General features: G+C 70.2%; 8 protein-coding genes. 1 reads left to right on the forward strand and 7 read right to left on the reverse strand.

Annotation, left to right across the window (positions count from 1 at the left end):
* Positions 1–141 precede the first annotated feature (141 nt).
* The 4 genes from efeB to LDL49_RS06870 form a co-directional block, all read right to left on the reverse strand.
* Complete coding sequence (gene efeB, locus LDL49_RS06855) at positions 142–1395, reverse strand: iron uptake transporter deferrochelatase/peroxidase subunit (protein WP_225290073.1); 1254 nt, start codon at positions 1393–1395, stop codon at positions 142–144.
* 13 nt (positions 1396–1408) lie between these two features.
* Positions 1409–2548 (reverse strand): iron uptake system protein EfeO, encoded by a 1140-nt coding sequence (efeO, locus tag LDL49_RS06860; RefSeq protein ID WP_225290074.1) that lies wholly within the window; start codon positions 2546–2548, stop codon positions 1409–1411.
* Positions 2541–3392 carry an iron uptake transporter permease EfeU gene (gene efeU, locus LDL49_RS06865; RefSeq protein ID WP_225290075.1) on the reverse strand — a complete coding sequence of 284 codons (852 nt, stop codon included), beginning with the start codon at positions 3390–3392 and terminating at the stop codon, positions 2541–2543. The genes efeO and efeU overlap by 8 nt, the downstream gene beginning before the upstream one ends.
* A gap of 127 nt (positions 3393–3519) precedes the next feature.
* On the reverse strand, positions 3520–6744 hold the full coding sequence (locus tag LDL49_RS06870) for a GH92 family glycosyl hydrolase (protein ID WP_225290076.1): 3225 nt from the start codon (positions 6742–6744) through the stop codon (positions 3520–3522).
* A gap of 232 nt (positions 6745–6976) precedes the next feature.
* Between LDL49_RS06870 and LDL49_RS06875 the strand changes: the two genes are divergently transcribed.
* Positions 6977–8398: an acyl-CoA carboxylase subunit beta gene (locus LDL49_RS06875; RefSeq protein ID WP_225290077.1), complete on the forward strand. Its 1422-nt coding sequence runs from the start codon at positions 6977–6979 to the stop codon at positions 8396–8398.
* A gap of 48 nt (positions 8399–8446) precedes the next feature.
* Here the strand turns inward: LDL49_RS06875 and LDL49_RS06880 are convergent, their stop codons facing one another.
* From LDL49_RS06880 to LDL49_RS06890, 3 genes are read right to left on the reverse strand one after another with little or no spacing between them, the layout of a single operon-like run.
* The gene (locus LDL49_RS06880; RefSeq protein WP_225290078.1) at positions 8447–11299 is read right to left on the reverse strand and encodes a helix-turn-helix transcriptional regulator; all 2853 of its coding nucleotides are present in this window, start codon (positions 11297–11299) and stop codon (positions 8447–8449) included.
* A gap of 30 nt (positions 11300–11329) precedes the next feature.
* Complete coding sequence (locus LDL49_RS06885) at positions 11330–13180, reverse strand: 2-isopropylmalate synthase (RefSeq protein ID WP_225290079.1); 1851 nt, start codon at positions 13178–13180, stop codon at positions 11330–11332.
* A gap of 2 nt (positions 13181–13182) precedes the next feature.
* Positions 13183–13953 (reverse strand): AfsR/SARP family transcriptional regulator, encoded by a 771-nt coding sequence (locus LDL49_RS06890; protein ID WP_225290080.1) that lies wholly within the window; start codon positions 13951–13953, stop codon positions 13183–13185.
* Between the last annotated feature and the right edge of the window lie 194 nt (positions 13954–14147).

Genomic DNA, 14147 nt, shown 5'->3' on the forward strand with positions numbered 1-14147 from the left:
GACGTGTCACTGCGCATGCTTCATGTGAACAGGTCAGGCTTGCAAGCGGCTGTACGTCAGGCGAAGTAAGCGGCCGTACGTCAAGCGAAACGCGCGCCCCAGCCAGGCGAGGAGCGCGCTCCCAGACAGCGTGCGCCCCCGTCAGGCGAAGAGCGCGCGCCCCCAGTAGTCACCCGCGTCCCGCATCCCCGGCGGGCACGCCCACAGCCCGCTGGAGATGTGCTTGATGTACTCGTTGAGGGCGTCGCTCTTGGCCAGCCGCATCTGCACCGGCACGAACTGCTTGCGCGGATCCCGCTGGTAGGCGATGAAGAACAGCCCGGCGTCGAGGCGGCCGAGCCCGTCGGAGCCGTCCACGAAGTTGTAGCCCCTGCGCAGCAGGTGGGCGTCGCCGTTGGTGCTGGGGTGGGCCAGCCGGACGTGGGCGTTGTCCTTGATGAGCGGCCCGCCGTCGGCGCCCTTGGCGGCGAAGTCCAGCGGGTCGAACTCCGCCTTCTTGCCCAGCGGCGCGCCGGCGCCCTTGTCCCGGCCGAAGATGGCCTCCTGCTCGCCCAGCGAGGTACGGTCCCAGGTCTCGACCATCATGCGGATCTTCCGGGTGACCATGTAGCTGCCGCCGGTCATCCAGGCGGGGCCGTCCTGGGCGTCCACCCAGAGCTGCCGGCGCAGCAACTCGGCGTCCTCCAGCTTGAGGTTGTTCGTGCCGTCCTTGAAGCCCATCAGGTTGCGCGGCGTCGCCTGGGCGCGCGAGGTGGAGGACGTACGGCCGAAGCCGAGCTGGGACCAGCGGACCGACACCTTGCCGAAGCCGATCCTGGCCAGGTTGCGGATGGCGTGCACGGCCACCTGGGGATCGTGCGCGCACGCCTGCACGCAGATGTCGCCACCGGATATTTCCGGAACGAGCGCCTCGCCGGGAAATTTCGGGAGATCGGCGAGGGCGGCGGGGCGCTTGTCCGCCAGGCCGAATCGCTTGTCGAAGAGCGACGGCCCGAAGCCGATCGTCAGCGTCAGCCCGGAGGCGGGCAGGCCGAGCGCCTCGCCCGTGTCGTCGGGCGCCGCCTCGGGGACCCCGCCGAGCGTGCCGAACGTGCCCGCCTCCTTGCCCTGCACGAGCCTGGCGGCCGCGGCCGTCCACTCCTGCAGCAGCTCGACCAGGTCCTCCCGCTTGTCGGTGATGACATCGAAGGAGACGAAGTGCAGCCGGTCCTGGGCGGGCGTGACGATGCCCGCCTGGTGCTCGCCGTAGAAGGGGACGGGGTCGGAGATCGAGGCCGCGTGCGCGACCGGCGGCTCTTCGAGCAGCGAGCGCGTGGTCACGGCACCGACGCCGACGGCCGCCGCCCCCGCCGCGCCCATGCCGAACAGCTTCCTGCGGCTCATGCGCTCGCTCATGGTCCTGCCTCTCCTACTTCGTCACGATCGGGGCGACCTTGCTGATCGGCTCGGCCAGCGCGTTGATCGCGTCCGACAGCGCCTTCAGCTCGGCCTTGGACAGCTCGTTGTGCAGCTGCCAGCCGTCGCCCTTCTGGTGCTTGCCCAGGGCGGCCTCCGCCGCGGCGAACTTCTCGTCCAGCGTCTTGACCAGGTCGGGCGCGCGCTCGTCCAGCACGGGGCGGAGCGCCTGCACGGCGGCCCTGGAGCCCTGCAGGTTGGCGTCGAAATCCCACAGGTCGGTGTGCGACCAGGTGTCCTCCTCGCCGGTGATCTTGCCGGTGGCGACCTCGTCGAGCAGCTCCTTGGCGCCGTTGGCCAGGTTGAGCGGGGTCAGCTCGGCGGAGTTGGACTTCGCCACGATGGTCTTGACGTCGGCGATCAGCTTGTCGGCCACCGGGCCGTCCTTGCTGATGTCCTTGGTGATCCAGAGATCCTTCTCGATCTTGTGGAAGCCGGTCCACTTCTCGCCGGCCGCCAGGTCGGCCTCGCGGGCGTCGATCGCCGGGTCCAGGTCGCCGAAGATCTCCGCGACCGGCTCGATCCGCTCCCAGTACGTACGCGCGACCGGGAAGAGCTCCTTGCCCTTGGCGATGTCGCCCGCCTTGACCGCGTCGACGAACTCCTGCGTCTTGACCAGCAGCGTGTCGCTCTGCGTCTTGATGTAGCGCTTGTAGCTGGCGGTGGCCTCGGCCAGCTTGGCGTTGTCGGTGAGCGGCTTGTGCTCACCGGTCACCTTGAGCGCGTTGCGCAGGCCCTTGCCCACCATGCCGGGCTTGCAGACCGTCTCGTACGCCCCGGCGGGCAGCTCGGCGATGACCTCGCGGGTCAGGCCCGGCACGATGTTCTCCACCTCGGCCATGACACGGTCGCCCGGCGCGTACACGTAGAACTCGGTGACCTTGGTGCCACCGTTGGTGATCGTGAACGTGCTGGTGCCCGCGGGCACCTCGGCGGTGGCGACCTTGCACTCGGTGTCGGAGGCGGCCACGCTGATCTTCCCCGGCTTGGCCGGTGCGGCGGAGCCGGTCGTGGCCGGTGTCCCGGAGCCGCAGGCGGCCAGGGTGAGCGCGCCGAACGCCAGGACGAGGCCGCGGGCGGTGGAATTAAGCATGACGCTCCTGTTCGGGCGCGGCGGTGGACTTCGCCGGGGCAGAGGTCGACTGGGGGCGGCGCAGGAAGAGGATGAGGGTCGGCACGAGGTAGAGGACCCAGGCCAGGGCCTCCAGCACGCTCGGCTGAGGAGTGATGTTGAGCATTCCGGCCAGCAGCGCGCCGTACCAGGAGTCGGCGGGCAGGATCGCGCTGATGTCGAAGGCGTAGGTGGTCAGGCCCGGCAGGATGTTGGCCTCCTGCAGGTCGTGCACGCCGTACTTGAAGATGCCGGCGGCCACCAGGATCAGCAGCAGGCCCGTCCAGGTGAAGAACTTGGTGAGGTTGATCTTCAGGGCGCTGCGGTAGATGCCCCAGCCGATCGCCACCGAGGTGAGCAGGCCCAAGGTGATGCCGATGAGTGGCGACGCGGTGGTGGTGGCGCCTTGGACGGAGGCGAAGAACAGCAGTGCCGTCTCCAGCCCCTCGCGGGCCACGGCCAGGAAGGCCATCACGACCACGGCGAGCGAGCCCATCTCGAGCGCTTCCGTGAGCTTGCCCCGCAGCTCCTTGGAGAGCGCGCGGGCCATGCGGCGCATCCAGAAGATCATCCAAGTGACGAACACCACGGCCAGCAGCGAGGTGATGGCGTCGAAGAGCTCCTGCCCCGTGTGGCCGAGGTTGGCCGCCGTGAAGGTCAGCAGCGCGCCGAAGCCGACGGCCAGCGCGAGGGCGGCCACGACGCCGATCCAGACGTGAGGCAGCTTGTCCTTGCGGTCACTTTTGACCAGGAAGGCGATCAGGACCGAGACGACTAGTGTCGCCTCCAGTCCTTCACGCAGTCCTATGAGGTAGCTGGCGAACACCGACACTCCCGCACGCTGTAGGAAAGGCTTACCTAAATTAGGGCAGGTGGAGCCTACCTAATGCAAGCGCGGTGTCGCACAAAAGAGCGGCTCCCCCATGCGAGGCAGGGGGAGCCGCGGCGGAAAATCAGGCGAAAGCCCAGGTGAAGATGTGCATTGCCCCCTCCTGGACGGGCGAGAAGGTGATGCTCTTCACCCTCTTGGCCGGGTCGAGCGCGATCGGCTGCGCCGCGAAGACGTACGAGCCGAGCGGCCGCAGCATCCACGAACCGTTGTAGAGCTGGTATGGCGTCGAGGCCACGACCTGGTTGCCGTATCGGGGCTGGCCGCCGCCGAAGTCCAGCATCCAGTCACTGAGCCCGAGCTTGCCGGTGCCGGTGGAGCCGTCGGTGTAGGTGACCGTCGCGGTCACCTCCGACCAGCCGTTGGTGGTCGAGCCCAGGAAGGCGATCTTCGTGGCCCCGGCGGGCGCGGCCACCTCGATCGGCTGGGTCCCCACCTTGACGTTGTCCCATTCGCCCGGCTTGCGGTTCGGCCAGGTGAACTCGAAGCCGTTCCAGGCCACCTTGCCGCCCGGCTTGAGGCCGGCCGCGGCCAGGGCCTGCCCCGAGTAGCTGAAGGCCGCCGCGTCGAGGTTGGCCAGCCCGGACTCGGCGTCGTCGCCGATGCCCGCGAGGTTGTGCGACCACTCGGGCGTGCCACGGCTGGCCACGTTCAGCCGCACGCTGGCCGTGAGGTCGCCTGCGGACGTGGCGCCGCCGGAGTAGGCCGGCGCGGTGACGGAGATCGGCACGGTGACGAAGCCGAGCGCGGTGCCCGACGCCACCGAGACCTGGACCGCCTGGGCGGCCTTGCCCAGCGCCGGGACGCTCAGCGTGCCGCTCGCCGGGGTCACGGTGATCCCGGCCGGCGGCTTGGCCTGCCACGTGACGGTGCCCGCGGCGCCCGTGGACTGCACTGCGAGCGTGGCCGCGAAGGTCCCGCCCGGCTCGACCGGCCCGCTTCCGGGGTTGAACCCGGCGAGGTACGTCTTGGCGCCCTCGTTGAAGCTCGGCGGCGCGTTCGCCGTGCCGGTGCCGAACGTGGTGTTAGGGGAGGCACCGAGCGTGAGGTCGAGCCGGCCGCCCTGCAGGGCGAACGACTCGGGCAGCCACGCCTTGCCGGAGGCCGTCCCGTTGACCTTGAGCGACTGGATGTAGCGGTTGGTGGAGCCGGGGGAGTAGATGTCGATGTTGCCTTGAGGCCGCTTGATGTTGATCTTGTCGAACAGCGGGGTGTTGACCAGCAGCTCGGCCCGGCCGGGGATCGCCGGGAACAGGCCCATCGCCGACCAGACGTACCAGGACGCCATCGCGCCCAGGTCGTCGTTGCCGACCAGCCCGTCAGGCCCCGGCTTGAACAGCTCCTGCTGCACCCGCCGCACCAGGTCCTGGGTCTTGTACGGCTGCCCGGCCCACGCGTACAGCCACGGCGACGGCAGCGCGGGCTCGTTGCCGAGGTAGGCGTAGGGCTCGTTCGGCCCGGCGTTGAGGGCCTTGAAGTAGGCGTCCAGCCGGGGGATGGCCTTGGCGTTGCCGCCCATCGCGTCGAACAGCCCGCGCGGGTTGTGCTGGACCATCCAGTGGTACTGGGCGCCGTTGCCCTCGATGTAGGAGTCGGGGCTCGCGGGGTCGAAGGGCGAGGTGAACGACCCGTCCGCCATCTTGGGCTGGATCCAGGAGTTGGCCGGGTTGTAGGTGTTCTGCCAGGACTGCGAGCGCTTCATGAAGGTGGCGGAGACGTCGCGGTAGCCGAGCCGGGCGGCCAGCTGGGCGATGCCGAAGTCGGCGATGCCGTACTCCAGCGTCATGGACGGGTCCGAGACGACGTAGCCCTTGTTCATGAAGGCGGCGTTGCCGGGCCGCTCGTCGTACTTGATCTGCGGGTGGCCGATGTCCATCCCGCCGACCCGCTGGGCCGCCGTGACCATCGACTTCATCGCGTCGGCCGCCGGGAAGTTCCGGGCGCCGAAGGCGTACAGGCTGGAGACGATCGAGTGGTACGGGTCGCCGACCATGACGCCGGTGATCTCGTTCTGCAGCGACCAGCGGTCCCAGACGTCGCCGAGCAGGTGCGCGTTCTCGTACATGGTCTGCGCGATGTCGCTGCCCACGGCCGGGTCGAGCAGGGCCAGGAGCTGCACCTCGCTGCGGTAGACGTCCCAGCCGGAGAACGTCGCGTAGTGGTGGCGGCCGGCGGCGACGGTGTGGAGTTTGCCGTCCGAGCCGGTGTAGGTGCCGTCGGCGTCCTCGGCGACGTGCGGCTGCAGCAGCGCGTGGTAGAGGTTGCTGTAGAAGGTGCGCCGCTGGTCGGCGGTGCCGCCGGAGACCAGCACCTGGCTCAGCCGGTCGTTCCAGACGGAGGCGGCGTTCAGGGCGACCGAGTCGTACCCGGTGGCGCCGACCTCCGCGTCGAGGTTCTTCTTCGCGCCGTCCACGCTCACGTACGACAGGCCGACCCGCATCTGCACCGGCTTGGCGCCGTCGAACTCCAGGTAGGCGCCCGAGCCAGGGCCGTTCACGACGACGTCGCCCGCCGTCACGGCCTCCGCCTCGGCGACCTTGGCAGCGGAGGCGTTCTTGATGGACAGGGCGCTCGGCTGGACGAGGTCGTCCTTCCACGTGCCGTACGACGTGATCGGCTGGTCGAAGGTGGCGTGGAAGTAGACCTTGTAGCGCATCGGCGTGCCGCAGAAGCCGCCGGTCTGCACCCAGCCCTGGACGGTGTTGCCACTGATCTTGGTCTCGCCGTCGTCCACGCCGTTGATCGAGCCGCTGGTGTTCAGCAGCAGCGTGCCCGGCTTGCCGGCGGGGAAGGTGAACCGCCCGACACCGGCCCGCTGGGTCGCGGCCAGCTCCGCCTTCACCCCGGTGTCCAGGGTGGTGGTGTAGGAGCCCGGCGTGGACTTCTCGTTGTCATGCTTGTACGTCTGGACGTAGTCCATGCCATGCGTAGCAGGCGACTTATCGATTTTTCCGGAGATCGGCATCACGGGGAAGTCCTGCGCCCCGGTGCACCCGGGGCCGGAGATGTGGGTCATGGAGAAGCCGCGTAAGCGGTTGTCCTCCCACTTGTAGCCACCTCCGGCGTTCGCCACCGTGTCGGGGCTCCACTGCATCATCCCGAACGGCAGGACGGCGCCGGGGAAGTTCATCCCGGCCCCACCGCCGTGACCGAAGTCGGGACCCGCCTCCTGGGTGCCGAGGAAAGTGTTGACCAACGCGACCGGATACGGTTCTGGGACGGTCCCCGGAGCGGCGGTAACAGCGGCGCCTGCCGGGATCGCCGTCGCGGCCACGAGGGCGGCGACCATCGGTAAAGACCACAGAGACAAGGTCGTCCTCCAGGGTTGAGATCATTTCATGGCAGCGTGAATCGCCCTCGCGCGTCAATGTGCAGAAGTTCCGGCCACAAGTTGCCACCGGCCTGACGCCCACCGGCGGAGTTGCTAGGGGTTGGCTGATAACGGCGCCCTTGACAAATTCGGCGTTACTCCTGGTCGATTCACGACTTCTGGTCGATTCACGGCAGCAGGGAAATGGCCTATGTCCACTGTTCTGGTCGAGCAATCCGCAGACACCCGATCGCCGTCCGTCCGCCTCGCGCGGCTGGCGGATCCCGGCTCTCTCAGGCCGCTGCACGCCGCCGACGACAGCGGTGTCCAGGCCGTGTCCGGCCTGGTCGGCGGCTCGCCCATCGTCGCCTACTGCACCGACGCCACGCGGATGGGCGGCGCCCTGGGCGCGCCGGGCGCCCGCCACATCGTGGCCGCCATCGAGGCCGCCGTGCGGCTCGGCTGCCCGGTGATCGGGTTATGGCATTCCGGCGGGGCCCGGCTCGCGGACGGTGTGGAATCCATGGACGGCGTGGGCCGGATGTTCGCCGCCATGACGAAGGCGTCCGGGGTGATACCGCAGATCTCCGTTATTCTCGGGCCCGCCGCGGGCGCCGCGGCTTATGGCCCGGCGCTCACCGATATCGTCATCATGGCCGAATCAGGACGCGTCTTCGTGACCGGTCCCGATATCGTGCGGAGCGTCACCGGCGAGAAAATCGACATGGCCGGACTCGGCGGTCCGGAAGCCCATGGCGGCAAATCCGGGGTCGCCCACATCGTCGTCGGAAATGAGGACGAGGCATACGCGCGGGCCCGCCGCCTGGCCGGATTCTTCGCCCGCCCCGGCGGCTTCGATCTCGACCTGCTGCAGGACGACTGGGAGGACCTGGGCGCGCTGCTGCCCGAATCGCCGCGCCGCGCCTACGACGTACGGCCCCTGGTGCACGGCGTCATGGACCGCGACGAGCGCGGGCCGGTCTTCGAGGAGCTGCAGCCCCGCTGGGCGCCGAACATGCTGGTCGGCCTCGGCCGTCTCGGCGGCCGGACCGTCGGCCTGCTCGCGAACAACCCGCTGCGCAAGGGCGGCTGCCTCGACTCGCTGTCGGCCGAGAAGAGCTCGCGCTTCGTCCGCATGTGCGACGCGCTGGGCGTCCCGCTCGTCGTCTTGGTGGACGTGCCCGGCTACCTGCCGGGCGTCGGGCAGGAATGGGGCGGGGTCGTCCGGCGGGGCGCCAAGCTGCTGCACGCCTTCGCCGAGTCGGTCGTGCCCAGGGTCACTCTCATCACTCGCAAGTCGTACGGCGGCGCCTACATCGCCATGAACTCCCGCTCCCTCGGCGCCACGACGGTCTTCGCCTGGCCCGACGCCGAGGTGGCGGTGATGGGTGCCGAGGCGGCGGTCGGCATCCTGCACAGGAAGGCACTCGCCGCGGCTTCTGAGGCCGAGCGGCCCGAGCTGCTGGCCCGGCTGGTCGAGGAGCACCAGCGGATCTCCGGCGGGGTCGAACGGGCGATGTCGCTCGGCGTGGTCGACGAGGTCATCGCGCCCGCGACCACGCGCTTCCGGCTCGCCGAGGCCCTCGCCCGCGCTCCGCACACGAGAGGACGGCATTCCAACATCCCCCTGTGAAGCCCCCAAGCGAGAACCCCCGAAAGACGCGTTTCGGGGGTTCTCGCGTCAGCTGAACACCTGCGTCCGCATGGACTCCTCGCCCGTGAGGCTGGCCGGCAGCTCGGTGCGCCGGGTGACGTTGAGCTTGCGGTAGATCCGCGTCAGGTGCTGCTCCACCGTGCTCACCGTGATGAACAGCTTCGCGGAGATCTCCCTGTTGGTGTAGCCCTCGGCCGCCAGGGCCGCCACCCGCCGCTCGGCGTCGCTGAGGATCCCCGTCACGCCGGGGGAGTTCGCGGCGGCCCGGTCACGCTTGCCGCCCCGGTTGAGCGCCAGGGTCAGCGGCTCGGCCTGGCATTCCACCGCGAGCAGCCGGGCGCGCCTGCCGAACATGCCCGCCCGCCGGTACTCGCCATTGGCGTGGTAGGCCGCCGTCAGGTCGAACAGTGCCCTGGCCAGCTCGTACCGGTCGCCGCCCGACTGCAGCAGGTCCGCCGACTTGCGCAGCAGCATCGGGCGGTGCCGTGTCTCGCTCACCGCCGCCAGCAGGCGCATCGCGATGCCCTGCACGCGCCTGGACTGCTGCCCGCACCGGGCGAGCTGCTCGTCGATCAGGCGGCGCGCCTCCTCCTGGTCGCCCAGGCGGATCAGCGCCTCGGCCGCGTCCGTACGCCAGGCGATGAACCCCGGCACGTCCAGCTCCCACCTGCGCATGAGCTCGCCGCAGAGCTGGAAGTCGCGCAGCGCCTGGTGCGGCTGGCCGGCCATGAGGTTGAAGCGGCCCTTGCCGTGCAGGTACTGCAGGCCGAACCTGGTCTCCAGCATCGCCTCGGGCACCGGCTGGTTGAACAGCCGCACATGGTCGTCCAGCCGGCCCATCGCCGCGGCCGCCAGCAGCAGGCTGCCCAGCGGCCCGCCGACGGCCACGCCCCAGCTGGTGGCCGGGATGATCTCCAGGGCCCGCTGCGCGTCGTAGGCCGCCGCGGCCAGGTCGCCCCTGCGCAGGCCGATCTCCGCCCGGATGGCGGACAGCCGGGCCTGCCTGCTCGGGGCGCGCCGCGAGGCCGCTTCGTCGATGAACGCGTCGCACCAGGGCGCCGCCTTGCCCGGCCGGTCCGTGTAGGTCAGCGCCAGCAGCGCGGTCTCCACGGTGTCCATCGTCATCTCGTCCAGCCGGGAGCCGCGCAGGATGCGCTCGGCCGTCGCCACGGTCTCCTCCCGGGGACCCTGGGTCAGGACGCTGGCCAGCACGCCGGCCGACTCCATCCGGCGGCCGACGACGACCGACGAGGCGGCGTTGCTCGCCTGCTCACCGCTGACCTCCGGCAGGTGCGGCAGGAACGAGGGGTACAGGCTGCGGAACCACGGGCGGGCCGCGGCCAGCTCGGCCACGGTCTCCTGGTCCAGCTCGGCCAGCTCGTTGAGGTGGGCCAGGACGTCCTTCGCGTCCGCCACGTGCCCGTGCCACAGCAGGGCCTTGGCCAGCACCACCGTGTCGCCGCCGCCCAGGTAGCCCTTGTGCAGGGCGTCGGTCAGTTCGGCCAGGTGCGTGGCGGGGGCGCTCGGGTTGATCCGCCACTCCGCCCGTACGAGCGTGGTGGTGATCCTGGCCCGCCGCCGCTCGTCCACGCAGGCCCGCCAGGCGAGCTTGAGGTATTCGATGGCCGACTCCACGCCGTCGTCGCGGAGCGCCTGCCGCGCCGCCTCCTCCAGGACCGAGATGGCCCAGGGGTCGCCGGCGTGGCTGGCCTGCAGCAGGTGCTCGGCGACGACGGCCGCCGGGGCGCCGCTCTCGTACGTCAGCTCGGCGGCCCGCCGGTGCAGGTCGATGCGCTCGGCGGCGTCGAGGTCGGCGAGCACGGCCGCCCTGGCCGCCGGGTGGCGGAAGTGGCCGTGCTCCAGCACACCGGCGCCGGTCAGCGCCTGGATCGCCTTGGCGACCGCCGCCTCGCCCTCCTCCAGCAGCCGGCCGGTCGCCGTCTCGCCGCCCGCCTGCCGCCCGCCCGGCAGGTCGCCGCTGCTCAGCAGCTTGATGACGGCGCTCTCGCCGCCGCCGAGCAGCCGGCCGATCGAGGCGGGTTCGCCCAGGACGGCCAGCGCCCTGGCGACGACCGTCATCCGGCGGTCGGCGCGGCGCAGGCAGGCCACCGTGCCCTCGCCGTACCTCGCGCCAGGAGCGCCGGTGGCCTGGAAGTCCTCCACGAGCGCGGTCACCAGCAGCCGGTTGCCGCCGCTCAGCGCGTAGCAGTCGGCCGCGAACCGGCCGGCGGCCTCGGCGCCCGCCCGGACGGTCACCCACAGCTCGACCTCCTCGGCGGACAGGTGGGTGAGCCGGATGGGCCGGCAGTGCGGCTGCCGCAGCACCTCGGTGTGGAAGAGCGTCTGGACATGCGCGCTGTGGTCCGGCGCGCTGAAGACCAGCATGACCTGGGCGAACTTGACCCGCCGCGCCAGGTAGGCCAGGCAGAGCTGCGAGGCCCGGTCGGCGTGGTGGACGTCGTCCACGGCGATCACCAGCGGGCAGCGCTCGGACAGTTCGAGCAGGGCCGCGCAGAGCGCGTCGACGATCTGCACGTCCATGTGGTCGATGGCCTCGGCCTGCGGGTCGCTCGACAGCTGCGAGCTCATGCCCTCGTGCAGCAGGTTCATGGTCGCGGCCCGCTGCTCCTCCGTCAGGGGCGCGTTGTGCAGCAGCTGGGCCAGCACGCCGAGCGGCAGGCCGCTCTCGGACACGGATCCCGTGGCGGTGAGCGGTAACGCCCCGTGCTCGAACGCCTGCTCCGCGAACGCGTACAGCAGCTCGCTCTTGCCGGTCGCGATGGCGCCGGTCACCATGGCGATCCGGCCCTTGCCGGCCACCGTCTCGCGCAGCAGTTCCTCCAGGGAGGTCAGGCCCTCCCGCCGTTCGTCCATGGCCATGATCGGCCTCCCCTTTTTCGGCTGTCGATGTCAGATTCGGCTGGGTGTCAGAAGGGCAGCTTGCGGCCGGACGGGGTGCGCAGGTCCAGACGGCCTCGGGTGCGGGGTCCGCGCGGGCGCTGCCGGTGGATTCTCTTCAGCATCGCGGGTCTCCTTGTCATCGGTGAGTCGTACGTCGGGTTTGTCCGGGGTGCGGAGTACGTCGGGGGTGAGGCGGGCGCGGGCGGCGCGGACGGCGGAGTAGGCGGCCGTGGCGATGTCCGCGTCGATGCCGGCGCCCCAGGTGACGGCGCCACCCATCCGGCATTCGGCGTAGATCACGGTCTCGTCGCCCGAGCGGTCGCCGGGCCCGCCCGGCTGCTCGTGGTCGAGCGGGCGGCCGGTGCGGTGCACCACGCGGACCTGGATGCCCCAGGGCGCCAGCACCGAGCCGAGCGCGCGGCAGGCGTCTGCCCGGTCGCCGCCGACGTCGAAGCGCCCGTCGATGTACAGCGCCGCCGTCACCGGCTCCCGCCCCACGGGCAGGGGCTCCGACGGGTCGCCGTGGAAGAGGTACTCGGCGCGGAAGATGGCCCCGATCCGGCTCGGCGACAGCTCGCCGCCCACCGCGTCGGCCTGCGCCTGCACCTTGGCCGACAGGTCGGCCTGCATCCCGCGCGGCAGGTCGAGCCCGTGCCAGGCGCTCATCACGTAGGCGACGCCGCCCTTGCCGGACTGGCTGTTCACCCGCACGACCGCCTCGTACGTGCGGCCCACGTCCTTGGGGTCGACGGGCAGGTACGGCATGCGCCACGGCAGCTCGGCGACGTCGGCGCCGCTCTCGTCGGCCGCCCGCTCCAGGTCGTCGAAGCCCTTCTTGATGGCGTCCTGGTGGGAGCCGGAGAAGGCCGTGTAGACGAGGTCGCCGCCGTAGGGATGCCGGGGATGCACGGGCAGCTCGTTGCAGAGCTCGACCGTGCGCCGGATCGCGTTGATGTCGGAGAAGTCGATGCCCGGGTCGATCCCGTGGGCGTACATGTTCATGCCCAGCGTCACCAGGCAGACGTTGCCGGCGCGCTCGCCGTTGCCGAACAGGCAGCCCTCGATCCGCTCGGCGCCCGCCAGCAGGGCCAGCTCGGCGGCGGCCACCCCGGTGCCGCGGTCGTTGTGCGGGTGGATGGACAGGCAGACGTGCTCGCGGCGCGACAGGTTGCGGTCGAGCCACTCGATCTGGTCGGCGAACACGTTGGGCAGCGACCGCTCGACCGTCGTCGGGAAGTTGAGGATGATGCCGCGCCCCTGCTCCGGCTGCCAGACGTCCATGACGGCCTCGCACACCTCAAGGGAGAAGTCGAGCTCGGTCTCGTTGAAGAGCTCGGGGGAGTACTGGTAGCCAAGGTCGCAGTCGCGCAGCGTCCGCTCGGCGTACTTCATCATCAGGCGTGTGCCCAGGACGGCCAGGTCCTTGCACTCGGCGCGGCTCATGCCGAAGACCACCTGCCGGAAGAGCGGCGACGTGGCGTTGTACACGTGGATCATGGCCCGGGGCGCCCCTTCGAGGCACTCCACGGTCCGCTCGATCAGCTCGTCGCGGGCCTGCGTGAGCACGGTGATCCGCACGTCGTCGGGGATGAGGTCGCGCTCGATCAGCAGGCGGACGAAGTCGTAGTCGTTCTGGCTGGCGACGGGAAAGCCGACCTCGATCTCCTTGTAGCCGATTTCCACCAGGAGGTCGAACATCTTGAGCTTCCGCTCTGGGGTCATGGGGTTGGCCAGCGACTGGTTGCCGTCGCGTAGATCGGTCGATAACCAGCGGGGCGCCGCCACTATCCGATTGCTCGGCCAAGTGCGGTCGGTCAGGTCTACGGGGGTGAATCCGGCGTAACGCTCAAAGCCTTTCATCGTCAGACGTCCTTTCCTGAATGACTTCCCGTGGGAGCGGTCAAATGAAGGTTTTGGATGTCGAAGGCGGGCTCCACACCCAGCTCGGCTTCCAGCAGCGCGCGCAACCCTTCATAGGCGCGCCAGGCGTCCGCGCGCCGGCCCGCGCGGCCGAGTGCCGTGATGAGCTGGGTATGGAAGTTCTCGTTCAAGGGATAGGCGGCCACGAGCACGCGGAGTTCGTCGATGAGTTCGCCGTGCAGGCCCAGCCGGATCCTGGTCTCCAGGTGCGTCTCCACCGCCCGCAGCCGCTGCTCGTCGAGCGCGGTGGCGCGCGGGCCGAGCACCGCTCCCCTCGGCACGTCGGCCAGCGGCGGGCCGGACCACATGGACAGCGCTTTCCTAAGGACCAGGTCGGCGGCCTCGTGGTCGCCCGCGCGGTGGTGGCCGGCGGCCCGCTCGACCAGGCGGGGGAAGACGAGCGCGTCCACCCGTCCCGGGTCGGCGCGCAGCAGGTAGCCGGGAGCTCGGGTGACGACCAGCTGGGCCACCGCCGGGCCCATTCTCAGCAGAATTCGGCGGAGGTGGTAAATGTGCGTCTGCAGCGTCTTGACGGCGTCTTTCGGCTCGTTCTCGCTCCACAACTCACGGATAAAGAGATCGACGTCCACGACCTTTCCGGCGTTGAGCGCGAGTAACGCGAGCACCTGCCGGACCTTCGGGCCCGCCGGAATATGGGACTGGCCGCGGTCGTCGACCATCTCCATGGGTCCCAGCAACTTGAAATCCGGCATCAGATTCCCTAACGTGAGGATTATCCGGCCGGTGAGGGGGAAATTTGATTCCGTGCCCCGGCCGACGACCTCAAGCTATAGGGACGGTCGTGACCGGACAAGGCGGATCCCCAGGAGTTCGGGGCGGCGCGCCGAGAGTAGTACGGGGGGTATCTAAAGTACCAATGCCGACTACAACTTTCGGATACCGCCCT

Origin of the sequence: Nonomuraea aurantiaca (genome assembly GCF_020215705.1) — a bacterium.
Taxonomy (GTDB): Bacteria; Actinomycetota; Actinomycetes; order Streptosporangiales; family Streptosporangiaceae; genus Nonomuraea; species Nonomuraea aurantiaca.